23 protein-coding genes and 1 tRNA gene are annotated in these 21,879 nt (G+C 63.1%); 8 read left to right on the top strand and 16 right to left on the bottom strand.

The window, feature by feature from the left end; translation table 11 throughout:
* Window positions 1-42 precede the first annotated feature (42 nt).
* Window positions 43-378 carry a TM2 domain-containing protein gene (locus ACYU8T_RS07280; RefSeq protein WP_236576280.1) on the top strand — a complete coding sequence of 112 codons (336 nt, stop codon included), beginning with the start codon at window positions 43-45 and terminating at the stop codon, window positions 376-378.
* Between the two features lie 87 nt (window positions 379-465).
* On the opposite strand, the gene ACYU8T_RS07285 is transcribed toward ACYU8T_RS07280, so the two are convergent.
* From ACYU8T_RS07285 to ACYU8T_RS07305, 5 genes are all read right to left on the bottom strand, one after another.
* Window positions 466-542 (bottom strand) — tRNA-Arg (locus tag ACYU8T_RS07285).
* 34 nt (window positions 543-576) lie between these two features.
* The gene (locus tag ACYU8T_RS07290) at window positions 577-1,053 is read right to left on the bottom strand and encodes a DUF1178 family protein (RefSeq protein ID WP_201513492.1); all 477 of its coding nucleotides are present in this window, start codon (window positions 1,051-1,053) and stop codon (window positions 577-579) included.
* Window positions 1,050-1,880: a carbon-nitrogen hydrolase family protein gene (locus ACYU8T_RS07295; protein WP_461158965.1), complete on the bottom strand. Its 831-nt coding sequence runs from the start codon at window positions 1,878-1,880 to the stop codon at window positions 1,050-1,052. The genes ACYU8T_RS07290 and ACYU8T_RS07295 overlap by 4 nt, the downstream gene beginning before the upstream one ends.
* A gap of 5 nt (window positions 1,881-1,885) precedes the next feature.
* The gene (gene grxC / locus ACYU8T_RS07300; RefSeq protein WP_201513490.1) at window positions 1,886-2,143 is read right to left on the bottom strand and encodes a glutaredoxin 3; all 258 of its coding nucleotides are present in this window, start codon (window positions 2,141-2,143) and stop codon (window positions 1,886-1,888) included.
* A gap of 44 nt (window positions 2,144-2,187) precedes the next feature.
* The gene (locus tag ACYU8T_RS07305) at window positions 2,188-2,937 is read right to left on the bottom strand and encodes a ComF family protein (protein ID WP_201513489.1); all 750 of its coding nucleotides are present in this window, start codon (window positions 2,935-2,937) and stop codon (window positions 2,188-2,190) included.
* A 45-nt stretch (window positions 2,938-2,982) separates the two neighbouring features.
* Here ACYU8T_RS07305 and ACYU8T_RS07310 point away from each other — a divergent pair, with 45 nt between their 5' ends.
* Window positions 2,983-3,831 carry a class I SAM-dependent methyltransferase gene (locus ACYU8T_RS07310; protein WP_247231608.1) on the top strand — a complete coding sequence of 283 codons (849 nt, stop codon included), beginning with the start codon at window positions 2,983-2,985 and terminating at the stop codon, window positions 3,829-3,831.
* A 78-nt stretch (window positions 3,832-3,909) separates the two neighbouring features.
* Here the strand turns inward: ACYU8T_RS07310 and ACYU8T_RS07315 are convergent, their stop codons facing one another.
* The gene (locus tag ACYU8T_RS07315) at window positions 3,910-4,878 is read right to left on the bottom strand and encodes a diacylglycerol/lipid kinase family protein (protein ID WP_097091231.1); all 969 of its coding nucleotides are present in this window, start codon (window positions 4,876-4,878) and stop codon (window positions 3,910-3,912) included.
* A gap of 6 nt (window positions 4,879-4,884) precedes the next feature.
* Window positions 4,885-5,379 carry a DUF2141 domain-containing protein gene (locus ACYU8T_RS07320; protein WP_097091230.1) on the bottom strand — a complete coding sequence of 165 codons (495 nt, stop codon included), beginning with the start codon at window positions 5,377-5,379 and terminating at the stop codon, window positions 4,885-4,887.
* Between the two features lie 136 nt (window positions 5,380-5,515).
* Here ACYU8T_RS07320 and lptF point away from each other — a divergent pair, with 136 nt between their 5' ends.
* Window positions 5,516-6,727, top strand: a complete 1,212-nt coding sequence (lptF, locus tag ACYU8T_RS07325; protein WP_247231610.1) for an LPS export ABC transporter permease LptF — start codon at window positions 5,516-5,518, stop codon at window positions 6,725-6,727.
* A gap of 3 nt (window positions 6,728-6,730) precedes the next feature.
* The gene (lptG, locus tag ACYU8T_RS07330) at window positions 6,731-7,831 is read left to right on the top strand and encodes an LPS export ABC transporter permease LptG (RefSeq protein WP_461158966.1); all 1,101 of its coding nucleotides are present in this window, start codon (window positions 6,731-6,733) and stop codon (window positions 7,829-7,831) included.
* Between the two features lie 56 nt (window positions 7,832-7,887).
* Here the strand turns inward: lptG and ACYU8T_RS07335 are convergent, their stop codons facing one another.
* The gene (locus ACYU8T_RS07335; RefSeq protein WP_461158967.1) at window positions 7,888-8,955 is read right to left on the bottom strand and encodes a fatty acid desaturase family protein; all 1,068 of its coding nucleotides are present in this window, start codon (window positions 8,953-8,955) and stop codon (window positions 7,888-7,890) included.
* Window positions 8,956-9,097: 142 nt separating this feature from the next.
* On the opposite strand from ACYU8T_RS07335, the gene ACYU8T_RS07340 reads away from it, so the two are divergent.
* A complete protein-coding gene (locus ACYU8T_RS07340; RefSeq protein ID WP_461158968.1) occupies window positions 9,098-10,264 on the top strand; it encodes a GNAT family N-acetyltransferase in 1,167 nt (388 codons plus the stop codon).
* Here ACYU8T_RS07340 and ACYU8T_RS07345 read toward each other — a convergent pair.
* Window positions 10,261-11,151: a diacylglycerol/lipid kinase family protein gene (locus ACYU8T_RS07345; RefSeq protein ID WP_461158969.1), complete on the bottom strand. Its 891-nt coding sequence runs from the start codon at window positions 11,149-11,151 to the stop codon at window positions 10,261-10,263. The genes ACYU8T_RS07340 and ACYU8T_RS07345 overlap by 4 nt on opposite strands.
* A gap of 72 nt (window positions 11,152-11,223) precedes the next feature.
* Between ACYU8T_RS07345 and ACYU8T_RS07350 the strand changes: the two genes are divergently transcribed.
* Window positions 11,224-12,105, top strand: coding sequence for a metallophosphoesterase family protein (locus ACYU8T_RS07350; RefSeq protein WP_461158970.1), 882 nt, complete (start codon window positions 11,224-11,226; stop codon window positions 12,103-12,105).
* Here ACYU8T_RS07350 and xth read toward each other — a convergent pair whose 3' ends face one another.
* The 7 genes from xth to ypfJ all read right to left on the bottom strand — a co-directional run bounded on the left by xth (window position 12,106) and on the right by ypfJ (window position 19,707).
* Window positions 12,106-12,879 (bottom strand): exodeoxyribonuclease III, encoded by a 774-nt coding sequence (xth, locus tag ACYU8T_RS07355; RefSeq protein ID WP_461158971.1) that lies wholly within the window; start codon window positions 12,877-12,879, stop codon window positions 12,106-12,108.
* Window positions 12,880-12,945: 66 nt separating this feature from the next.
* Window positions 12,946-13,272, bottom strand: coding sequence for an iron-sulfur cluster insertion protein ErpA (gene erpA, locus ACYU8T_RS07360; protein ID WP_097092845.1), 327 nt, complete (start codon window positions 13,270-13,272; stop codon window positions 12,946-12,948).
* Window positions 13,273-13,349: 77 nt separating this feature from the next.
* The gene (locus tag ACYU8T_RS07365) at window positions 13,350-14,075 is read right to left on the bottom strand and encodes a M23 family metallopeptidase (RefSeq protein WP_201514620.1); all 726 of its coding nucleotides are present in this window, start codon (window positions 14,073-14,075) and stop codon (window positions 13,350-13,352) included.
* A 109-nt stretch (window positions 14,076-14,184) separates the two neighbouring features.
* A complete protein-coding gene (locus ACYU8T_RS07370) occupies window positions 14,185-14,940 on the bottom strand; it encodes a ferritin-like domain-containing protein (RefSeq protein ID WP_461158972.1) in 756 nt (251 codons plus the stop codon).
* Window positions 14,941-14,990: 50 nt separating this feature from the next.
* The gene (gene bcp / locus ACYU8T_RS07375) at window positions 14,991-15,452 is read right to left on the bottom strand and encodes a thioredoxin-dependent thiol peroxidase (RefSeq protein ID WP_461158973.1); all 462 of its coding nucleotides are present in this window, start codon (window positions 15,450-15,452) and stop codon (window positions 14,991-14,993) included.
* On the bottom strand, window positions 15,436-18,108 hold the full coding sequence (locus ACYU8T_RS07380) for a bifunctional [glutamine synthetase] adenylyltransferase/[glutamine synthetase]-adenylyl-L-tyrosine phosphorylase (RefSeq protein ID WP_461159773.1): 2,673 nt from the start codon (window positions 18,106-18,108) through the stop codon (window positions 15,436-15,438). Before ACYU8T_RS07380 ends, bcp begins: the two co-directional genes overlap by 17 nt.
* 723 nt (window positions 18,109-18,831) lie before the next feature.
* Window positions 18,832-19,707: a KPN_02809 family neutral zinc metallopeptidase gene (gene ypfJ, locus ACYU8T_RS07385; RefSeq protein WP_461158974.1), complete on the bottom strand. Its 876-nt coding sequence runs from the start codon at window positions 19,705-19,707 to the stop codon at window positions 18,832-18,834.
* A 144-nt stretch (window positions 19,708-19,851) separates the two neighbouring features.
* On the opposite strand from ypfJ, the gene ACYU8T_RS07390 reads away from it, so the two are divergent.
* Entirely contained in the window at window positions 19,852-21,030 is a 1,179-nt protein-coding gene (locus ACYU8T_RS07390; RefSeq protein ID WP_461158975.1) for a DUF3734 domain-containing protein, read from the top strand.
* Entirely contained in the window at window positions 21,027-21,818 is a 792-nt protein-coding gene (locus tag ACYU8T_RS07395; RefSeq protein ID WP_461158976.1) for a 3-hydroxybutyrate dehydrogenase, read from the top strand. Before ACYU8T_RS07390 ends, ACYU8T_RS07395 begins: the two co-directional genes overlap by 4 nt.
* The last annotated feature ends 61 nt before the right edge of the window (window positions 21,819-21,879 follow it).

Raw genomic sequence — 21,879 nt, forward strand, 5'->3', positions numbered from 1 at the left:
ATATGGCCGCTTCGCTTGGGGAGCGAAGATCAGGGGGGAATGATGACCATCGAAACAGCGGCTCCGGCTGTCGAACAGCAACATGCGGGCCGTCTTACCGATACGCAGCGCATGCTTATCGAGCAGCGGATCACCAATGAAAAGCCATCGACGGGAGCGGCTTATCTGCTCTGCTTCTTTCTTGGCGGCTTTGGCATCCACCGATTTTATCTAGGTCAAAAGGGCACCGGTGCCGTGATGCTGATCCTTGGCCTCACAATCATCGGTCTCATCATCTCAGGCCTTTGGGCGTTCATCGACCTGTTCCTCATTCCGGGTATCATCCGGGAGCGCGTCGACACGCTGCGCCATCGCATGACGATCGAAGCCATGGCGTGAATGAAGGGGGCCGCCTGCCATGGCAGCGCGGCTCACCACATCCGGCTGAGTAGCGCCAGCCGCCATTTTCCCCGTTGTTTGAAGAAGTGGTGCGCCCAACAGGATTCGAACCTGTGGCCTTCGGATTAGGAATCCGACGCTCTATCCTGCTGAGCTATGGGCGCCCGATGGTGGCTCTATGCTGCCGATGCGGCGGGGTCAATTCTTCGCTTCGGGCGGCACGACAGGAAACAACAGCGGCGCGACCTCGACGCCTTCCGAAACCAGCGCGCGCGCTTCGTCGGGGGCGACTTCGCCGTGGATACTCGACCGCTCCTTCTCGCCATAATGCATGGCGCGGGCATGTTCGGCAAAGCCCCGGCCGACCCAGGTCGAATCTTCCAGGACCTTTGCCTGCGCCTGTGCCAGCGCCTGCACCATTTCGCGCATCCGCGCCTCGTCTCCTGCCATGGCGACCGGAGCGGTCGGCGCGTTCGCAGGCATCATTTCCGGCTTCCTGCTGTTCCCTTTTGCTGCGACGGCGGGCGCCATCAGCGCTTTCGACACCTCCGGATCGCCGCACATCGGGCACGCCAGCAAGCCGCGGGCCAACTGATCCTCATAGTCCGCGCTGGACCCGAACCAAGCTTCGAACACATGGCCATGGGAATTGCATTTGAGGTCGAAGACAATCACGAAAGGGTCACGTCCACTGGAATATCTCGCCGGTTGGCGATAGCAGGCACCCGCCCGCGCACCTCCTCTACGCGCGACAGGTCGATGTCGGCAAGAGCCAGTCCCGCCTTCTCCTCCATGTCCAGCAGGATGTCGCCCCAAGGGTCGATGACCAGGCTATGACCATATGTCTCGCGTCCATCCTCATGGCGGCCCGTTTGCGCAGGCGCGATCACGAAGCAGCCCGCCTCGATCGCACGGGCGCGGAGCAGGACATGCCAATGCGCCTGGCCGGTCGGCACGGTGAAGGCCGCGGGCACGAGCAGCATCGTCACGCCCGAATTGGTGAGGGCGCGGTACAAGTCCGGGAACCGCAGGTCGTAACAGACCGACAAGCCCATCCGGCCCCATGGCGTATCAACTGCCACAACCTTTTCGCCTGGGCGGTAGACCGCTGACTCGCGCCAGCTTTCCCCTGTCGCCAGATCGACGTCAAACAGGTGGATCTTGTCATAACGGGCGCGGATCTCACCCTTGTTGTCGATCACGAAGCTGCGATTGACCCAGCGCTCGTCGCCATCCTCTTGCCTGAGCGGCAATGAACCAAGATGCACCCAAAGGCCGTGCCGGGCCGCAGCTTCGCGCACCGTTGCTAACACCGGATCGTCGGCTTCGCTGCGCAATGTTTCCGCCGCCCGCGCGCGGTTGCGGTCCAGATAACCCGCCATTTCCGGGGTAAACAGCATATCCGCGCCTTGCTCGGCCGCTTGGCGGACAGCTTCGACGATGGCCGCCGCATTCGCCGCGGGATCGATCCCGCTCGTCATCTGAAGGACGGCCGCGCGCATGTGGCTTACAGGCCCAGCAGCGGGTCGAGCTTGCCCTGACGATCCAGCGCCGCCATGTCGTCGCTGCCGCCGATATGCCTGCCATCGATGAAGATCTGCGGCACCGTCGTCCCGCCATTGGCGCGATCCAGCATTTCGCTGCGCTTGGGCCCACCCATCGTGATGTCATATTCGTCAAAGGCGACGCCCTTGCCTTCCAGCAGCGCCTTGGCCCGCGCGCAATAGCCGCACCATGCCTTCGTGTAGATTTCAACCTTCGCCATTCGATACTCCTTGCGCGCTGAAATTGTGGCTGGGCAAGCCTTTGTCAATCAGTGCCTTCGGCGCCTTCCGGCAAAGCCCGCGCCCAGCACAACAGGTGAACGCTGGACGCGCCGCCGCGTTTCAGCACCCGAGCGCAGGCGGCGGCGGTCGCGCCGCTGGTATGGACATCGTCGATCAGCAGAACCGCCCTGCCCTTGACGCCATGCCCCTTCGCCAGCGCAAAGGCGCCCGCGACCGCCTTGGTCCGCTGCCGCGCATGCATGCCGCGCAGGGGCTGCGTCGCCCGGACGCGGAGCAGCGCATGCTTGTCCACGACGAGCCCCGACGCCTTGCCAAGATGATCCGCAATCAGCGCCGACTGGTTGAAGCCGCGCCACCACAACCGCCAGCGATGCAGCGGCACCGGGACGATTACGGGCGGCGCTTCGAAAGCCGGCAAGCGCCGCGCCATATGCCGCGCGATCAGCCCCGCGAGGCCGATACGCCGCCCATATTTGAGCTTGAGCGCCACATTCCGCGCAATGTCGCCATAGGCCAGCACCGCCCGCGCGCTGTCGAACGGCGGCGGCTCGGCAAGGCAAGCGCCGCATGCCGCGTCGCTGCCCCGGTCATGCTCGAACGGCACGCCACATCGCGCGCAGCATGGCTCGCCCAGAAAGCGCATGCCGCTCCAGCAGGTCAGGCAAAAGGCGTCGTCAGCCTCGACGATAACGCCGCATCCGGGACAACGCGGCGGCAGCGCATAATCGAGCGCCGGGCGGACAGCGCCCTTGAGAAGGGAGGCGAGATGCATGATCTCCCTTGTTCCCGCTCCCGCTCCAATGCACAAGGCCCGCCAATGACCCAGCCCGACATCTTCGATCGCCAATTGCGCGCCAGGCGGCGGGACCGGATGATGCCGCGCTTTTCCGAGCATGACTTCCTTTACCGCGCGATGCTGGACGAATTGCTCGACCGGCTCGCCGATGTGCAGCGCGAACTTCCCGAAACCCTTGTCATCGGCTGCCCGGATGGCAGCGCTCGCGCCGCCCTGGAAGCGAGGGGCAAGAAAGTGGTGTGCGCCGACCCCGGATTTGCCGCAGCCCGCGCGCAAGGCGGGGTGCAGGCGGAAGAGGACGCGCTGCCCTTCGCCGACGACAGTTTCGACCTCATCATCGCCTGCGGCACGCTCGACAGCGTCAACGACCTGCCCGGCGCGCTTATCCTGATGCGGCGCATCCTGAGGCCCGATGGCCTGCTGCTCGCGGCCTTCGCCGGCGCGGGCAGCCTTCCGCGCCTGCGCGCCGCGCTGATGACCGGGGAGGGCGATCGGCCCGCCCAGCATATCCACCCGCAAGTGGACGTGCGCGCGGCAGGCGACCTTTTGAGCCGCGCGGGTTTCGCCATGCCGGTCGCCGATAGCGAGACGCTGACCGTGCGCTATGGCGACATAGTGCGCCTGATGCATGACTTGCGCGGGATGGGTGCGGGCAATGTGCTGGCGTCGCATCCTCCGGCCCTGCGCAGGGACACATTGATAGGGGCAAGCCAGCATTTCGCCTCCGCGGCGGACCCGGATGGCCGCACGGCAGAGGACATGGCGATAGTCTATCTAAGCGGGTGGAAGCCGGATCCGAGCCAGGCCAAGCCTGCCAAGCGGGGCAGCGCGACCGTTTCGCTGGCTGAAGCGCTCAAGCGGAAGGATTAAGGCCCTTTCAGCGCCTCTCAACTCCGTTCGGGCTGAGCGTCGAACAGTGATAAGAACTCTTAAGCAAGTCGCGTAGCTCTACGCCGCCAACCGCAGGAAAGGCACCGGCTCCGTCGACCGCAGCACGATCGGCTTGCCCTCCGACGCTTCGAACAGCTCGCCGTCCAGGATGACGCTGCTATGGTCGCCCTCAATCCGAATGATGTCGCCCTGCTCCAGATGCACGCCCTGCACCTGCGACTTGCCGACCCGGCGCGTGATGCTTGCCCAGGCCAGCCGCATGAGCGCTGCCAGGCTCTGGTCCACCGCCATCAACTTCATGTTGCCGCGACGGCTGTCCCCCGCCTGCACGCCCAGCAGCAGCCGGTCGAGCGTCGTTACGATCAACACGGCAAAGCGCCCCGCCAGCTGCCCTTCCCGGATCAGCGAAATACGCACCGGATGGCTGGACTGCGGCAGGAACCGGGCGCGAATGCCGAAGATCAACGACACCAGCACCGCGATGACAGTCAGGAAATGGCTGATGCCGTTGGATAGCCCCAGAGGATAAATCTGATTGCGGCAGTAAAGCATATAGTCCGCAAGCCCCGCGCCGCCCAGGAACATGCCCAGCACCGGCCGCGATTCTGCCCGGCCGTCCGACAGGGCGATCAACTCGCGCGCCACTACATGATTGTCGACGCCTGCCTTGGCGATCTGGACTATCCGCTCCAGCGCCTTGATCGGATCGCCATGGATGCCAAGGTCGAGCGCAATCAGATTGGTCTTGCCATTGGGCAGCACCGCAATCGGCGGCACGCGCCCTGTGAAATGCTCGCCCTGGTACAGCTCCGTCAGCGCGGCCTGCACCGTGCCGTCACCGCCATTGATGACGATGACGACCGGATCGACCCGCGCGATGGTCTGCAGCGCGCGGCCGATCTGGTCGACATGCTCAACCTCATAGTGAAAGATATCCGGGTTGCTGGCGCAATAGCTCCGCACGCGCGGTAGCGTCTGCCGGTTGCCCGTCGACTTGGGATTGGACAGAAGCGCGACCCGGACCATCGGAACTCACATATATTGAAGTTTAATGGTGATCCGCGTCACACCCGGCCCGACCTTGACGGCGGCCTTTTCAACCGAGGGCTTGCCCAGGTTGAAGATGCTGATGGACGGATTGTTGGAAAAGCCGCCGCCATCGCGCGAAATGCTGGTCTTCCCGTCGCCGTCGCGATCATGACGCACCGCGATGGCATAGCGGCCCGGCTCCGGCACCGGCATGCAGAAGCGCATACCGCCATTGCTGGGACGCACTACGGTATCGATCCGGTTGAGCCATGCGCCCTTCGACAGCCAGGCATTCTTGGTGGCGGGATAGGATTGAACGCGAACCTTGCCGGTCGCCGCCGCGAAACCCCGGACATCGACCAGCAGCGCCGGTCCCTTCGCGGACTCGCCGCAACGAGCAAGGTCGTTTGCAATGACCTCGCTGTGAGCCAGCGCTGGGGCAGCCGCAAATATGGCCGCCACCGGCAGAAGACCCATCGCAACTTTGAACATGACCATCCAACTCCGTGAAGCTATAGCCGCCCGAGGAAACCGGACGGCGAGCCCCTGTTCGCCCCCGCGAACTTCATTTCCGTGATTCTGCTATGAGCGGGGTTTGCGGCCAAATCATGGTGATGGGACGACCACATAGAGAATGCTGACCGCCACGGACCGATATCTCGCCCGCCTGATAGCGCTGCCGATGCTTGGCACGCTGGTCATTTCCGCGATGCTGCTGGTGCTCGACAAGATGCTCAGCCTGTTCGATTTCGTCGCGGCGGAGGGCGGTCCAGTCAGCGTCGTGTGGCGCATGCTCGCCAACATGATGCCGGAATATCTGTCGCTCGGCATTCCGATCGGCCTGATGCTCGGCATATTGCTGGCGTTTCGCAAGCTTGCCCTGTCGTCGGAACTGGACGTGATGCGCGCGGTCGGCCTGTCCTACGGACGCCTGCTGCGCGTACCCTATATGTATGCGATCGCGCTTGCATTGCTCAACTTTGGCATCGTCGGTTTCGTCCAGCCCCTCTCCCGCCACGCCTATGAAGCGTTGCGCTTCGAACTGCGATCAGGCGCGCTGGGCGCCTCGATCAAGGTCGGTGAATTCACCAGCCTCGGCAAGCGCATGACGCTGCGCATCGAACGCAGCCTGGATGAGGGGCGCAACCTTCAGGGCATATTCGTCCGCGCCGCTGGCAAGGACGGGCAGACCGTCGCCGTGACCGCCGCGCAAGGAAGCTTCCTGGCGACGGATGACCCGGACACCATCATCTTCCGCCTGCGCGACGGCGTGCTGGTCAACGATGCCCCCAAATATAAGTCGCCCCGCATCCTGTCCTTCTCCAGCCATGACCTGCCGATCGATCTGCCGCAGATCGAGCGGTTCCGTGGACGCAGCGTGGACCGGGAAAAGACCATTCCAGAACTGGCCGTCATGGGTCACGACCCCGCGACGCCGGAGAAGCTGCGCAACGAAATCCGCGCCAATTTCCACTTCCGCCTGGTCGAGGTCGCGATGATGCTGCTGCTGCCGCTCGCCGCGCTCGCCTTCGCCATCCCGCCCAAGCGATCGACCTCCGCGCTGGGCGTGTTCCTGTCGATCGTCTTCATCGTGACCTATCACAAGATCAACGAATATGGCCAAGGCGTCGGCGCATTGGGCAGGATCGACCCCATCATCGCGCTCTGGACGCCATTCCTGCTGACCGCAGGGCTGATCCTGTGGATGTATCATGTCGTCGCGCACCGCCCCGGCGGCCAGCCGATCGGCGCGCTGGAATATGCCTTTGCCAAGCTTGGCAAGCAGGTCGCCAAACTGCTTCGCTTCGGGCGAAAGCGGACGGCCACCGCGCAGGGAGCAGCCTGACCCATGCAGTTCGACTTCTTCCCCTCCCGCCAGCTCAGCTGGTACATGGCGCGGCTGTTCCTGACGCGCACTTTTGCGGTGCTCGCGCTGCTGGTAGTCGTGCTGCAAACGCTCGACCTGCTCGGCGAATCCGGCGACATCCTGTCCTATGCGGGCAATGGCGATGCGCAGCTATGGCATTATGTCGGCCTGCGCGTACCGCAGATCATTGCCCGGTTCCTGCCCTTCTCGGTGCTGCTCGGCACGCTGATCATGCTCGCCAGCCTCAACCAGAATAGCGAGATCATCTCGATGAAGGCGGCGGGCCTGTCCGCACATCAGATATTGGCGCCGCTGATCGCCGCCGCGCTTGGTGTCGCCGTGATCAGCTATGCCTTCAACGAACGCGTCGTCGCCCGCGCGACGGCTGCGCTCAGCGCATGGCAAGCGGTCGATTATGGCCCGGTTCCCACCGACAGCGGCATCAAGACCAACCCTTGGGTGCGCGATGGCAACAATCTCGTTACCGCCGCGATTGTGGCGGGCCGCGGCACTGCGGTGCAGCTGCGCAAGGTCGAGATTTTCAATCGCGTGAACAATGGCCTCACCACCATCATTCAGGCGCCGCGTGGCCATTATGATGCGGCCAGCAAGAGTTGGGTGCTGGAGGATGCGCGCCAGTTCGACGTGGCGCGCGGCACGGAGCGGCAGATCGGCACCGTCCGGTTCGGCCATGCGATCCGGCCGGACCAGTTCACGCTGGCGAAGGTCGATCCGGACGCCATGACCTTTTCCGAATTGCAGGCCGCCATCGGCGACTTGCGCGACGCCGGCCGCCCGACGGCGGAACTGGAAGGCAGCCTCTGGCACAAGCTGTCGGGACCGCTGTCAGCCCTGCTCATGCCCATCCTGGGATCGGTTGCCGCCTTCGGCCTTGCGCGCTCCGGCCAGTTGTTCGTCCGTGCTGTGATCGGCATGGCGCTCGGCTTTGCCTATTTCGTCGCGGACAATTTCTCGCTCGCCATGGGCAATCTTGGCGCTTACCCGCCCATCCTCGCGGCCTGGGCGCCCTTCTTCCTGTTCCTACTGGTAGGCGAAACAGTGCTGTTCCGAACGGAGGAATAAATCCACTTACATCCGTCATCCCAGCGGAAGCTGGGGTCTCAAGCGTTTAAGAGTGCTCAACGCCGAACCATCGTGCTCCGCGCGATCTTCCCGACGAGCGGCCACATGCCCGCATAATTGCCGCGATGATAAGGCGACTCCTCGCCCAGCGCCGCAATCAGCCGGGCGTGCGCCTTGCCCAGCGCATGATAGGGCACGCTCGGCAGCAGATGGTGCAGCGCATGATAGCGCAGGCCTACCGGAGCCCAGATGGCGGCCAGCGGCGAAGGCGGCGGCACGTTCACGGAATCCAGATATTGCGCCGTCACGGTCATCGCGTCGCCCTCATTCTCCCACAGATGCGCGACCAGCGTGCGCAACTGGTTGATGACGGTCATCGCCGAGTGCACCGCCATATAGACCAGCAGCGGCTTCCATCCGAAGGCAAACACGCTACCGATCAGGGCAAGCGCGAACAGCGATGCGCCCGCCTCCTGCCACAGCCAGCGGCGGCGGAACGCGCCCTCCGGCGGACGGCGGCGATAGGCCGGGTTGATCGACAGCGCGGAAAATTCAGCGACGACCTTCCGCCGCAGCGCGGGCACGAAGATGCTGAGCGGGGCCAGCACGCCATAGCGCAGGATCAGGCCCACGGGCGCAAGCGACGCGATCAGGATGAACAAAGGCAGCGACCACGGCTTCATCAGCGCCAGCGGGAGATATTCCGGATCATTCGCCGTGCCATAGCGGGTGCGCGCATGATGCTGCGTATGCACTTCCTCATACATGAAGGACGGGATCATCAGCGGAATGCCGACCAGCAGGTTCCAGCCCAGCCGGAAGCCGGGAAGCGCGTCCTTGCGGATATGCGTCAGCTCATGGATGAAGCTCGCCGCCCGGTAGAGCGCCAGCATCGCAACCAGCCCGCAAACCAGCGCCAGCGCGACATTGTTCGCAAGGATCGCTCCGGCAAGCGCCGCATAGCCGATCAGCGCCGATGCCAGCAGGTCGGGCCAGTAAATCCGTGGGTTCGCCACCGCAAATTCGCGCGACAGTTCCGCAGCGGCGCGCAGCATCGCGGCGTCATCGGCAATGGCGACGCGCTTGACGGCCGCGTCCGCTCTGATGGGATCATGCACAGTCATGCATGCGCTCCTAAATGGTAAATGCGCTGAAATCGTGGCAGCGGCATGACATATCCGCCTTGGTGGGTCATCAGGCGCGCTCCGGATTGACAATCGCGAAACAAGCGCCGAACTGCTGCGGTCCTTTAGCGAAAGCTCTGCCGTGGCTCATTCCGATCTGGTAATCACCCCCGTCACTTCCAAGGCCGACAAAAAGGCCTTCGTGGACTTGCCATGGCGCCTCTATGCCAATGATCCCAATTGGGTGCCGCCTCTCAAAAGTGAAGTGTACGGCGTCATAGAGCCGACCAAGAACCCGTTTTTCGGCCATGCCGAGGCGCAATATTTCCTCGCCCGCCGCGACAATCGCGTCGTCGGTCGCATCTCTGCCCATATCGATCATCTGGCGCTCGCCCAGCCAGTCGAACAGGGAATGGGCCCCGGCACCGGAAACTTCGGCTTTTTCGAAGCGGAGGACGCGCAAACCGGCAAAGCGCTGATCGAAGCGGCAGAAGCCTGGCTCCGCGCCAAGGGCATGACCCGGGTTTTGGGGCCGATTTCCCTGTCGATCTGGGAAGAACCCGGCCTGCTGATCCAAGGCCACGACCATCCGCCGACGGTGATGATGGGCCACAACAGCCCAGCCTACCAGGCGATGATCGAGGGCGCGGGCTATCAGCCCATCAAGCAGCTCAAAACCTATGAGCTCGACATCACTCACCCCTTCCCGCCCCTCATCCAGCGCATCGTATCGTCGGGCGAAAAGAGCGACCGCATCCACATTCGCCCTGTCGACAAGTCGAAATTCGATGCGGAAGCGGCGATCCTCCTTGGTATCCTCAACGACGCCTGGGGCAAGAACTGGGGCTTCGTTCCCATCACCGACGCCGAAGTCGCCCACACCGGCAAGAAGCTGAAGCCCATCGTGTTCGAGGATCTCATCATGATCGCAGAACTGGATGGCGAACCCGTCGCCTTCATGATGACCCTGCCCGACCTCAACGAAGCCACCGCGCCGCTCAATGGCTCGCTGCTTCCCTTCGGTTGGGCAAAGCTCCTTTGGTGGCTGCGCAAGCCCCAGGTTCGCACCATGCGCGTACCCCTCATGGGCGTGGTTCAGCGGCTGCAATCGTCGCGCCTCGCGAGCCAGCTTGCCTTCATGATGATCGAATATATCCGCCGCAACGCTATCACCCGCTATGGCGCCACGCGGGGTGAGATTGGCTGGGTGCTGGACGACAATCAGGGCATGAACGCCATCGCCGACGCGATCGACAGCAAGGTGAACAAAGTCTACCAAATCTACGAGAAAGACCTCGTCACGCCCTAACGCGGCACCGCCACGTCGATCGCGCCCGGCGCAATCTTCACCGTCGCGGGCGTCCTGGCGACGACTTCCCCGTCAATCGAGATGCGCTGCCGCGGCCGCGTCTCGATGCGGAAGGACTGGCCTCGATACTCTTCGGTTCGGGCATCCCGATCGCGCAACTTGAAGAATTTGGCGTACCAGTCCCACGCCAGCCGCGCATGGCTGCGCCCTACGACCGCCTGTATCACGATCTCGCCACTGTCCACATCAGCACGGTCGGACAGCTCGACCCCGCCATGATAAGGCCCGTTCAAGATCCGCACCTCGGTCGACCACATGCGCCGCTCGGCCTTGCCATCATCGATGGTCAGGCGGAACGCCCGGAACCCGGCCGAACATTTCACCGCCCACAGCAGATAACCGACACGCCCCAGATAACGTTTCAGCTTATGCGGCACCGTCTCCCCGATCATCGGAGACAGCCCCAAGGAAGCCGCGTTCACGAAATAATCGCCGTCGATCATGCCCAGGTCGATCCGCCGCCGCCTGCCATTGGCGATCGTCTCTACCGCGCTATCCAGGTCCAGCCCGATACCGAGCGTCCGCGCAAAGCTGTTCGCGGTGCCGAGCGGCAGCACGCCGAAAACGCAATTCTTGCCCACCAGCTCATCCACCGTCCCTGACAGGGAACCGTCTCCGCCGCCCACGATGACCATCGGCGCTCCGCTGCTCACGGCCTGGCGCACGGTGTCCTGCAATCGCGCCGGATCGCGCACGGCGAGGGCGGCGATCAGGCGCACCCCAGCCGCCTCGAGCTTTTCGCGCGCCTGTTCGAAGAGCGCCTCCCCCTTGCGGCTGTGGACATTGACGATCAGCGCCGCTTCGCGCGGCAGGGAGTTCGTTTCCATGCCCCAACAACTCGCCAGGCGCGGATCGGCTCCTGCCCGCAACAAATCCGCAGGAACAGTCGTTGGAAGGCCATGGCTCGCATCGCTCACCTTTCCGACGTTCATTTCGGCGCCAATGATCCCAAGATCGTATCGGCCACCGAAGCCTGGCTCGAACGCAGCCAGCCCGACCTCGTCATCATCAGCGGCGATTTTACCCAGCGCGCCCGTGTCGAGCAGTTCCGCGCCGCATCCGCCTGGCTCAACCGGCTGCGCGCCGCGGGCATGCGCCTGCTCGTCATCCCCGGCAATCATGACGTGCCGCTCTATGACGTTTTTCGCCGCTTCGCCGCGCCGCTACACCGCTACAAGCGCTATATCAGCAATGAGCTTTGCCCCTGGTATGAGGATGAAAAGGTCGCGATCCTGGGTATCAACACCGCCCGGTCGCTGACGATCAAGGATGGGCGCATCAATCATGATCAAATGAACATGATCAAGAAACGCTTCGCCCCGGTCGCGCCGGAAAAAACGCGCATCCTCGTTACTCACCACCCCTTATTTGCCATGCCAATCGGCAAGGGCGGCGAACTCAGCGAAGCCGTCGGCCGTCATGATGACGCGGTGGAGGCAGCAGCAGAAGCCGGAATCCACATTGCGCTCGCGGGCCATTTCCACCGCACCTATGCCGAATCCGCGCAAAAGATGGTCGCAGACGCAGGCGGCGCGCTCGTCATCCAGGCTGGCACCGCCACATCGACCCGCCTGCGCAATGCCGAACCGCAAAGCTTCAACTGGCTCCACGTCCACCGCAACGACCGGATCGAACTGCAAGTCATCGTCTGGGACGGCGCAAGCTTCCAGCGCGGCCACCATGTCGAATATAGCCGGGACGCGGACGGTTGGCAGGCGCGTGAACTGGCAGACCCCTCCGCTCGCCCCGGCGTCCGCGTGGCGCAGGCCGCACGCGGCTGATTACTCGCGCAGTTCGACCCAGGTCGGCGCGTGGTCGCTTGCTTTTTCCCGCCCGCGAAAATCCTTGTCCACTTGTGCGTCCACCAGGCGATCGGCCGCCGCAGGGCTCAGCAGCAGATGGTCGATGCGGAAACCGGCGTCGCGTGGCCAGGCGTTCATCTGATAATCCCAATAGGTCCACACCCCGCCTGCCGGGTGGCGGCTCGCAATCGCGTCGGTCCACCCGTCGCCCAGCAATCGGCGGTAAGCGGCGCGGCTCTCCGGCTGCATCAGCGCGTCGTCCGCCATGGCCTTGACCGAATAGACGTCCCGGTCGCGTGGGATGACATTATAGTCGCCAGCAAGGATGGCGGGCACTTCCTCCGCCCAGATTTCGGTCGCACGGTCGCGCAGGCGCTTCATCCAGCGCAACTTGTAATCGAACTTCGGCCCCGGCTGCGGATTGCCATTGGGCAGGTAGATGCTGGCGACGCGCACGCCCTTCACATCGGCCTCGATATAGCGGCTATGCTCATCCTCGGGCTCGCCCTCCAGACCCCGGCGTATCTCGGCCGGCGTCTCGCCTCGCGCCAGGATGGCAACGCCGTTGAAGCCCTTCTGCCCGTGCCATATCGCGCCATAGCCGACATCCTCGATGTCCTTCAGCGGGAAGGTCTCGTCCGAAGTCTTGATTTCCTGAAGGCAGGCGACATCAGGCTGCGTTTCGTTCAGCCATTCCAGCAGGCGCGGCAACCGCGCCTTGATGCCGTTGATGTTGAATGTCGCGATGCGCATGGGGCTTTTCTCCTCCCGCGCATCCCTAAAGAGGTGAGCAGCCCTTAGACAAGGGAGCCCCCAAGATTAAATGGAAAAGCTCGATCCGCAGCCGCAGCCAGCGGTAGCATTGGGGTTCGTCACCTTGAACGCCGATCCGCCAAGGTCAGACACAAAGTCCACCGCCGCGCCGCGCACCAGGTCCAGGCTGACATCATCGACGACCAGCGTCACGCCATCCCGCTCCACGGCCAGGTCGTCCGCCTCCACCGCATCGGCCAAACCGAACCGGTACTGAAAGCCCGAACATCCGCCACCCTCGACGGCAAGCCGCAGGATCGCTGGCTTGCCCTGCTTGGCGGCGATCGCGGCCACACGGGCAGCGGCGGAAGGGGTAAGGTCGATGTCAGACATGCGCATTAGATAAGGTCAAGCAAAAGGCCCGGCAACCCATCGGCGCCGAGCCTTTGCACGCAAAAGCGGCTTGGCCGTTAATCGGCTTCCTTTTCCTGCGCCTTGGTCGGGCCGCCCATCGCGATCGGCGGCTTCGTGTTCATCGCCACCAGGACGTCGGGGCCGGTGACGAAAGGCATGGGATTGATCGCCTGACCATCCACGCGGACTTCATAGTGAAGATGGCTGCCGGTCGAGCGGCCCGTCGATCCCATCAGGCCGATCAGCTGGCCACGACGGACAAAGCTGTTGGGGGCTGCGACCAGCTTGGACATGTGGCCGTAACGGGTCTCAAGACCGCCACCATGGGTGATCTGGACCAGATTGCCATAGCCGCTGGCCCAACCGGCGCGGCTCACAATGCCATCTGCGGTAGCGTAGATCGGGGTGCCGACGGGCCCTGGAATATCGATGCCCTTGTGCATCCGCGCGCCGCCATTGAAAGGATCGGAACGAACGCCGAAGTTCGACGTCAGCGACAGCTTCAGCACCGGACGTCCGGTCGGGATATTGTTGTTGGCGGCCTTCACGCCACCATCAAGCCGCTGCATGCTGGAAAAGAGATTGGAAAAACCGATGTCGGCCGGGCCGAGCGCGCTGTTGTTGATTTCCGACGCCTCACCATAAGGATCGTCACCGACCGCCTTCGCCTGGGCTGGGACGGCGGCGCACAACACACCCGCCACACTCATCACACCAACAGACTTGCACGCAGACAGGAACCATCGCGCGCCACGCGCATTCATAGAACGAAGAAACAACATGCCGACCCCGACTTATCCTCCGGAGGCTCTTTAAGCCTCTCGGCGCTCCCCGTGTTGACCAAATGCGACCTAGATCGCCACCCGCATCATCAAAAGGACATTTCCCATCTCATTGTGCAAGCGCGCCGTAAAAATCCAGCGTTAAACCGGCTTGTCGGCGCGCCGAGTCGTTGAACGGAGGTTTGAGCGACCCGCGAAAATGGCGTTTTACAAGGATTTGGTAATGATTTGCGGGGGTCAGCCCCTCTCGCTTCGCCGCATGTTCGAACCACCTTGTCCCCGCCGCCACATGGCGAATCTCGTCTGTCATAATGCGGCGCAACATGCGCGCCGATATAATGTCCCCGATGCTTTCGAACCGCTCGATCGTGGACGGCGTGATATCCAGCGCACGCGCTTCCAGCACCATCGGAACGATCGCCAGCCGTGCCATTGCATCCTGCGCAGTTTCGGACGCCGCCTGCCACAAACCGTCATGCGCGGGCAATTGACCGTAAAAGCTCCCCAACTGCCGCAAGCGCCGGTCCAGCAAGGCGAAATGCATCGCTTCCTCCGCGCCCACCTGCATCCAGTCATCGACAAAGCCTTGCGGAAACGCGCTTCCAAACCGTCCGATCAGGTCAAACGCGAGGTCGATTGCCACGAACTCGATATGGGCAAGCGCATGCAGCATCGCGATCCGCGACCGATCGGAACCGATCTTGCCGCGCTTGGGCATCTGGTTGGCGGGCAACAGCAACGGAGCATCCGGTCGCGCGGGCGTGTCCGGCATCGCACCGTCAAAGCGATGCGCCAACCGGCCCTGCCGCCAGCACCGGGCGGCGGCGCGCGCCGCCATCAGCTTGGCTCGCGGCTCCGGCGTCATCAGTACATGCGCGCAGGCCTGGCCTACGCCTTCAATCTCGCGCGGCAAATTCAAAGCGCTTTCGCGGCCTCCAGCACCTCGGCTGCATGGCCCTTCACCTTCACCTTGGGCCACACGCACAGGATCTTGCCCGATGCGTCCGCCAGGAACGTGGCCCGCTCGATCCCCATATATTTGCGGCCGTAGAGGGATTTTTCGACCCAGGTGCCGAACGCTTCGCACGCGTCACCAGGCTCGTCGGAAGCAAGCGTGACGTTCAGGCCGTATTTGTCAGCGAACTTCTTGAGCTTGGCGGGCTTGTCCTTGGAAATGCCCACCACCGGCACGCCCAGCGCGGCGAACTCGCTCGATAGATCCGTAAAGTCCTTCGCCTCGTTCGTGCAGCCCGGCGTATCCGCCTTGGGATAGAAATAGACCACGACCGGCCTGCCCCTGAACCGCTCCAAGCTGAAGTCGGCGCCGTCCGCATCCTTCAACGTCACGTTCGGCAGGCTATCACCGGCTTCCAGCATCTTCTTCCTCCGAATAGGGCGCCGACAGCGCGGCCCAGGCATCGCCTACCCTTTGCCGGGCCTGCGCATAGCTTTCAAGCAGCGCGTCCCAGCTTTCGACGCCGCATGCCCGCGCGACGAGCGGACGGGTAGCTTCCGGCGGCTCCGTCGATTTGGGCGAAACCAGCCGCGACACAATCAGGAAGCGCGTGATCAGGTCGTGCGCGTCGATCAGTTCGACTGGCAGATGGCCCGCCCCGACCAGTTCATCCAACGCCGCGCGAAGGTCGGGATTGAACGCCATCTCATGCTTGAACTGCGACACATGAATCAGGAATTCCAGGTCGACCAGCCCTCCCGGCACCAGCTTCACGTCCAGTTCGCTGGCAGGCGGCTTGTGTTTGGCAATGTCGCTCCGCATCTTCACCGCCTGCCGCGCCAGTTCCGGAAAATCGCGCGGCCGCTCCAATGTCTCGGCAAGTATGGCGCTCAACGCAGCCCGGCCGCTTGCGGACCCGAACACCGGCCGCGCCCGCGTCAGCGCCAGATGCTCCCAGGTCCAGGCTTCCTCCCGCTGATATTTGGCGAAACTGTCGAGACTGACGGCGAGCAGCCCCTGCGCGCCCGATGGCCTAAGCCGCGTATCGACCTCATAAAGCGGCCCAGCCGCAGTCTGAACCGATAACGCATTGGTTATGCGTTGCCCCAAGCGGTTGAAATATTGCGTCGCCCCCAACGGCTTTTTTCCATCGGATTCCTTCATGAAATCGCCGGAAAAAAGATAGACCAGATCCAGATCAGACGCATGCGTCAACACGCCCCCGCCCAATCGGCCCAGCGCCAGGATCAGCATCTCGCCCCCCGGCACCCGCCCATGCACCGCTTCAAATTCCTGGATGGTCGCCCGCGTCAGCGCCTCGATCGCGGCTTCCGCCACCCGCGAATATCCGCGCCCTGCCTCCAGCGGATCGCTTCCACGAATAATCTGGGCCCCCAGCGCGAACCGCCGGTCATTGACGCGCTGCCGCACCCGATCCAGCAGCGCCTGATAATCCTCCCCCTGCTCCAGCTGCGCGAACTGTTCCGCGAGCTGCTCCACTGAAGGCGGCGGATCGAAGGCCGATGTATCGATAAGACCATCGAGCAGCTCGGCCCGCCGCCCCAACGCATCCGCCAAAGTCGGCGCGTGACTCAGCAGCTCCGCCATCAACTCCGCCAGACCCGGCCGCGCCGCCAGCAGCTTGAAAAAGTTGATCGCGCTCGGCAACCGCCCGATCAGGTCGTCCAAGCGGTTAAGCGCCCGCACTGGGTCCGGAGCGGCGGCGAGCGTCCGCATCAGGTTCGGCAACAAATCTTCCAGCGCTTCCCTGGAGGCCGTGCTGCGCAACGCCCTGACTGTCCCCGTGCGCCAACGCCCGATCCGCGCAACCGGCGCTTCCAGATCAGCAAAGCCCATCTCGGCCAGCTGGTCCGCGAGCCGCTCTTCATCATGCGACAGCGACTCAGCTTTCTGGGATGGTGTCAGCTGGTCATAATTGGTTCCGACCCACTCCACCTTGGGCCGCAGCAGCTCGATCAGATCGCCGCCGGTTTCCAGCCCATGCAGCCGCGCCACATTGTCCATCGCTTCAGCGGTCTTGGGCAGCTCATGCGTTTGCCGATCCTCCACCATCTGCAGCCTGTGCTCGATAGTGCGGAACAGAACATAGGCCTCGTCGAGCTTCCGGGACACTTCGGCATCGAACAGCCCCGCCGCCGCCAGGGCTAGCAGCGCCTCCCGCGTATTTCCCGACCGCAGCGCCGGATCGCGCCCGCCATGGATCAGCTGGTGAGTCTGGGCGAAAAACTCGACCTCACGGATGCCCCCGCGTCCCCGTTTCAGGTCATAGCCAGGCCCGAAAGCCTGACCCTGCGCATAATGGTCGCGTATCCGCCGCGAAATATCCGTGATGGCATCGATCGCGCCGAAATCCAGACTCCGCCGCCATACGAATGGGCGGATCTGCTGCATGAAATAGTCACCCAGCGCCATGTCCCCGGCTGCCGGGCGAGCGCGGATGAAGGCCGACTGCTCCCATCCCATCGCCATCGACTCATAGTAGCCGATCGCCGCCTCCACCGGCAGCGCAATGGGGGTAGCTTCAGGCGATGGCCGCAACCGCAAGTCCACGCGGAACACATAGCCGTCGCCATCGCGCGCGTTCAGGAGTTCGCTGACCCGCCTGCCGATCCGCACCGCCGCGTCCGCCGGGTCCTCCCGCTCGCCATGCGGCAAGGTGGCCGGATCGTAGAGCAGGATCGGATCGATGTCGGATGAGTAGTTGAGTTCGCGGCTGCCATGTTTGCCCAACGCGAGAACGACGAACCCTTTCGGTTCCGCGTCCGGATAGCGTTCGGCAAAGGTCGCGAGCAGCGCTTCTTCCAGGGCTTGGTCGGCAAAGTCGGACAGGGTACGCGTAACGCGGTTCAGGTCCCACGCACCTGACAGGTCAGCAGCAGCCGTCACCAGCGACAATGCGCCCTTGCGCCGTCTCAACGACCTGGCGATGCCGTCATCCGGACCAGACACGTCACGCGCCGCATTCAGTGCCGCCTCGACATCACCCGCAGCCAGCAAGCCCGTCACATCCGGAAACCGGTCCATCTGCCTGGCAAGAAACGGCGAATGCGCACGCATCCGCTCCAATGCAGCCGCCCAATCCGTCACGCAACTTCTCCAATCATGCCGGAGCTATCGCCCGAGGCTGCACTGAAAGCCAGAAACTTTTCCCGCCTATGCCCGTTGTATGAACATGGAAATGCAGCGCAAATCAGCAAGCCGATCGGGCAATGGGCGAGCGAGCGCTGACCGCAGTTTTATGACCGTGGGCGTGCCTCAGCCATATGAAGGCGTTGGCAATGCGCTTCGTTCCACCTTTCGCGCAGGACGCGAGAGCTTGCCTTCGGACATGCTCGATTTGCTGGACAAGCTCGACCGACACTGAGGCTGGCGGCAGGACTTTATTTACCGCAAACCGTTAAGACGAGCGCCTCTTTGATCCAGGATGCGCTTGCATGCTCTACAAGGCTTTTGCTGTCATTACGCTGGTGGCGGCACCCCTGATCGTCCTGATGGTTCAGGGGCTCGCGCCTCACGTGCCTGCGCAGAACATGTCCGCTCCCATGCGGCCCGTCGTTGAGCAAGCCGTCCCGTCACCGCAATCTATCGCAGCGCCTGCCGCGGAGCAGCCCGCATCCCCGCCCATGTCGTTCGGCCAACCGATGCCGGAGGCTGGAAAACCCTTTCTCTCACCCGGAAACGGGCTTCCCGGCACATCATCTGCTCCGGAAAGCGGAGCGGCAGACAATGATGCGGATGCAAGTTCGGACGCTCCTCAATTCTGATCCCTGACAAGAGCACTCATCGCGGCGCCGACGCGAAAGTATCGCATTGAGCAGGATCGCCGCTGTCCAGCCCCTTCCGCAGCCAGGTCATCCGCTGCTCGCTGGACCCATGGGTAAAGCTTTCCGGTACGGGACGACGTCCGGCTGACTTCTGCAATGTGTCATCGCCGATCGATTGCGCGGCAGTCATCCCTTCCTCCAGGTCGCCCGCTTCCATCAGCCCCGTGCGCTTCGCCCAGACGCCCGCATAGCAGTCCGCCTGCAATTCGACGCGCACTTGCAAGGCATTGCCTTCTTCCTCGCCGACGCTCCGCTGGCGCTGCTGCACCTGGCCCAAAGTGCCTTCGAGGTCCTGCACATGATGGCCCACTTCATGCGCGATCACATAGGCCTGGGCAAAGTCCCCGGGGGCGCCAAAGCGTTGGCGAAGCTCTGTGAAGAAATCGGTGTCCAGATAAACCTTCTTGTCGTTCGGGCAGTAGAAAGGTCCCATCGCGCTTTGCGCCGCGCCGCAGCCCGACGCCCCAGCCTGCGAGTAGAAGGACAGGACGGTCGGCTGATATTGCTGGCCGGACTGCTGGAAAATCTGGCCCCAGACCCTTTCCGTCGATCCCAGCACCTTGAGCGACCAATGCTGGATTTCCGATAATTTCTGCGGATCGCGGCTGACCGATACATTCTGCTGAACGCCACCCCCGCCGCCTATAAGGCTGAGCGGATTGACCCCCATGACCGCCAGGATGATGAACACGACCACGATCCCGCCGCAGCCGAACCGGCTGCCAATGAAGGGCAACAGCATGCCAAGGCCGCCACCTAGCCCGCCTCCGAAGCCGCCACGGCCGCTCTGAACCTCGAAATTGGAGCTTTCCCGTTCATCGTCCAGCCGCATGACGCCCTCTCTTTCCTCACCTGCCTAGCTGATTGCTGCGAAGGTTGGAACGGCTGCGATATGGAGTTGGTTGCTTCAGCTTATCGGATTGTTACAGCACATTAAGTTGGAACCTCCGCGCTTGTCGTTATATTGCACTGCGACATGGCCGACATAGATCCCCAAATCCCGCGCCGGGCAGGCACGCCGCTCCCTCTGCCGCAAGAAGTCGCGCTGCTGCTGCAAGGTGGCGGAGCGCTCGGCTCCTTCCAGGCCGGGGTTTACCAACGCCTGGACGAACTGGGCATCGACGTGAGTTGGGTTGCAGGCATCTCGATCGGAGCAGTCAACGCGGCGATCATCGCGGGCAATCCACCGCACCGCCGCATCAGCCGCATGAAGAAATTCTGGCTGACGGTGTCCGGCGGACTTCCCAATATCGTCCTCCCCGAAATAGATCATATTCGCGAGGCGGCTCATCTGATGGCAGCTGGCGCGGTCGCGACCTTTGGCGTGCCCGGCATGTTCCGCCCGCGCCTATGGCCTTCCGTGCTGATGCCGGAAGGCACGTCAGGGGCGATCAGCTTCTATGACAGCGCGCCTCTTAAAGAAACGCTGGATGCCTGCGTCGATTGGGACCTGCTGAACGATGGGCCGGTTCGCCTTTCGGTCGGCGCGGTGGACGTGGAAAGCGGCAACTTCGCCTATTGGGACACGCGCGGACCCCATGGACGTACGCGGATCGACGCGCGGCATATCATGGCTTCCGGCGCCCTTCCTCCGGGCTTGCCGCCGGTCGAAATAGACGGGCGGCATTATTGGGACGGCGGCATCGTGTCCAACACGCCCCTCGCCCATGTGCTGGAACATCAAAATGACGACATGCTCGTCTTTCAGGTCGACCTGTTCCCTGCCGAAGGTCCGATGCCGCGCCAGATGACGGACGTATATTCCCGCGCCAAGGACATTCAATATTCCAGCCGCACCCGTCAGGTGACCGATCAATATCTGCGCCTGCGCCGCGAGCACAAGGCGATCAAGGCATTGCTGGACAAGTTGCCGCCGGACCTGAGGGACGATGCCGACGCCCTGCGCCTCAGGCAATATCTCGACCGTGGATCGGTCAACATCGTCCACCTCATCTATCGCAGCCGCGCCTGGGAAAGCGGCGCGCGCGACTTTGAATTTTCCCGTTCCACCATGCTGGATCATTGGAGCCAGGGCCGCGACGCCGTGGAAGAGGTGATGCACAAGGGCGACCTGATCGCGCGCAACATCATCAACGGCAAAAGCGCCACCTTCGATCTTCAGGCCCCCGACACTCTCAAGGAGAAGAACGCATGACCAAGTCCCTCGCCGGAAAGACAGCGCTTATCACAGGCTCCACCTCCGGCATCGGCCTTGCTTATGCCAAGACCCTCGCGGCCGAGGGTGCAAACATCATCATCAACGGTTTCGGCGACAGCGCCGCAATCGAGCAGGAACGGCAGGCGCTGGAACAGGCCAGCGGAGCAAAGGCGCTCTACAGCGGACACGACCTCACCAAGGCCTCCGAGATCGAAGCCATGATGCAGGAGGCAGCAAGTGCCTTCGGCGGCGTCGACATCCTGATCAACAATGCGGGCATGCAGCATGTCGCTCCGGTCGAAGAATTCCCGGTCGATAAATGGGACCTCATTATTGCGCTCAACCTGACCAGCGCCTTCCACACCTCACGCCTCGCCATCCCCTATATGAAGTCAAGGAAATGGGGGCGCATCATCCAGACGGCCAGCGCCCATTCATTGAGGGCATCGCCCTTCAAAAGCGCCTATGTAACCGCCAAGCACGGCCTTGCGGGGTTCACCAAGACGCTGGCGCTGGAACTCGCCACCTTCGGCGTCACCGCCAATTGCATATCACCGGGTTACGTCTGGACTCCCCTAGTGGAGAACCAGATTCCCGACACGATGAAGGCACGTAACATGACGCGCGAGCAGGTGATGAACGATGTCCTTCTGGCAGGACAACCCACCAAGCAATTCGTGACGTTGGACCAGGTCGCCGCCATGGCCCTGTTCCTGTGCAGCGACGCGGCAGCCAACATCACAGGCGCGAATATGACCATAGATGGCGGCTGGACGGCGCAGTGACAGCCGTGGCATTTTTGCCACGCTGTTGAAGCAATTGTTTTTGGCGGGGAAACCATAAGGG

The organism is Sphingobium sp. TomMM35A (genome assembly GCF_054771735.1).

Coding starts and splice junctions, on each gene's coding strand:
- grxC (WP_201513490.1), bottom strand. CDS start 2,143: ATGGCGAAGGTTGAAATCTACACGAAGGCATGGTGCGGCTATTGCGCG.
- ACYU8T_RS07315 (WP_097091231.1), bottom strand. CDS start 4,878: ATGGTCCGGGTCGCGCTTCTGTCCAATCCCAAGTCGACGGGCAACCGG.
- ACYU8T_RS07280 (WP_236576280.1), top strand. CDS start 43: ATGACCATCGAAACAGCGGCTCCGGCTGTCGAACAGCAACATGCGGGC.
- ACYU8T_RS07370 (WP_461158972.1), bottom strand. CDS start 14,940: ATGACGCCGGAGCCGCGAGCCAAGCTGATGGCGGCGCGCGCCGCCGCC.
- lptG (WP_461158966.1), top strand. CDS start 6,731: ATGCAGTTCGACTTCTTCCCCTCCCGCCAGCTCAGCTGGTACATGGCG.
- ACYU8T_RS07345 (WP_461158969.1), bottom strand. CDS start 11,151: ATGGAAACGAACTCCCTGCCGCGCGAAGCGGCGCTGATCGTCAATGTC.
- bcp (WP_461158973.1), bottom strand. CDS start 15,452: ATGCTGGAAGCCGGTGATAGCCTGCCGAACGTGACGTTGAAGGATGCG.
- ACYU8T_RS07310 (WP_247231608.1), top strand. CDS start 2,983: ATGACCCAGCCCGACATCTTCGATCGCCAATTGCGCGCCAGGCGGCGG.
- ACYU8T_RS07395 (WP_461158976.1), top strand. CDS start 21,027: ATGACCAAGTCCCTCGCCGGAAAGACAGCGCTTATCACAGGCTCCACC.
- ACYU8T_RS07390 (WP_461158975.1), top strand. CDS start 19,852: ATGGCCGACATAGATCCCCAAATCCCGCGCCGGGCAGGCACGCCGCTC.
- erpA (WP_097092845.1), bottom strand. CDS start 13,272: ATGTCTGACATCGACCTTACCCCTTCCGCCGCTGCCCGTGTGGCCGCG.
- ACYU8T_RS07335 (WP_461158967.1), bottom strand. CDS start 8,955: ATGACTGTGCATGATCCCATCAGAGCGGACGCGGCCGTCAAGCGCGTC.
- xth (WP_461158971.1), bottom strand. CDS start 12,879: ATGCGCATCGCGACATTCAACATCAACGGCATCAAGGCGCGGTTGCCG.
- ACYU8T_RS07365 (WP_201514620.1), bottom strand. CDS start 14,075: ATGTTGTTTCTTCGTTCTATGAATGCGCGTGGCGCGCGATGGTTCCTG.
- ACYU8T_RS07305 (WP_201513489.1), bottom strand. CDS start 2,937: ATGCATCTCGCCTCCCTTCTCAAGGGCGCTGTCCGCCCGGCGCTCGAT.
- ACYU8T_RS07350 (WP_461158970.1), top strand. CDS start 11,224: ATGGCTCGCATCGCTCACCTTTCCGACGTTCATTTCGGCGCCAATGAT.
- ACYU8T_RS07380 (WP_461159773.1), bottom strand. CDS start 18,108: ATGCGTGCGCATTCGCCGTTTCTTGCCAGGCAGATGGACCGGTTTCCG.
- ACYU8T_RS07295 (WP_461158965.1), bottom strand. CDS start 1,880: ATGCGCGCGGCCGTCCTTCAGATGACGAGCGGGATCGATCCCGCGGCG.
- lptF (WP_247231610.1), top strand. CDS start 5,516: ATGCTGACCGCCACGGACCGATATCTCGCCCGCCTGATAGCGCTGCCG.
- ACYU8T_RS07320 (WP_097091230.1), bottom strand. CDS start 5,379: ATGGTCATGTTCAAAGTTGCGATGGGTCTTCTGCCGGTGGCGGCCATA.
- ypfJ (WP_461158974.1), bottom strand. CDS start 19,707: ATGCGGCTGGACGATGAACGGGAAAGCTCCAATTTCGAGGTTCAGAGC.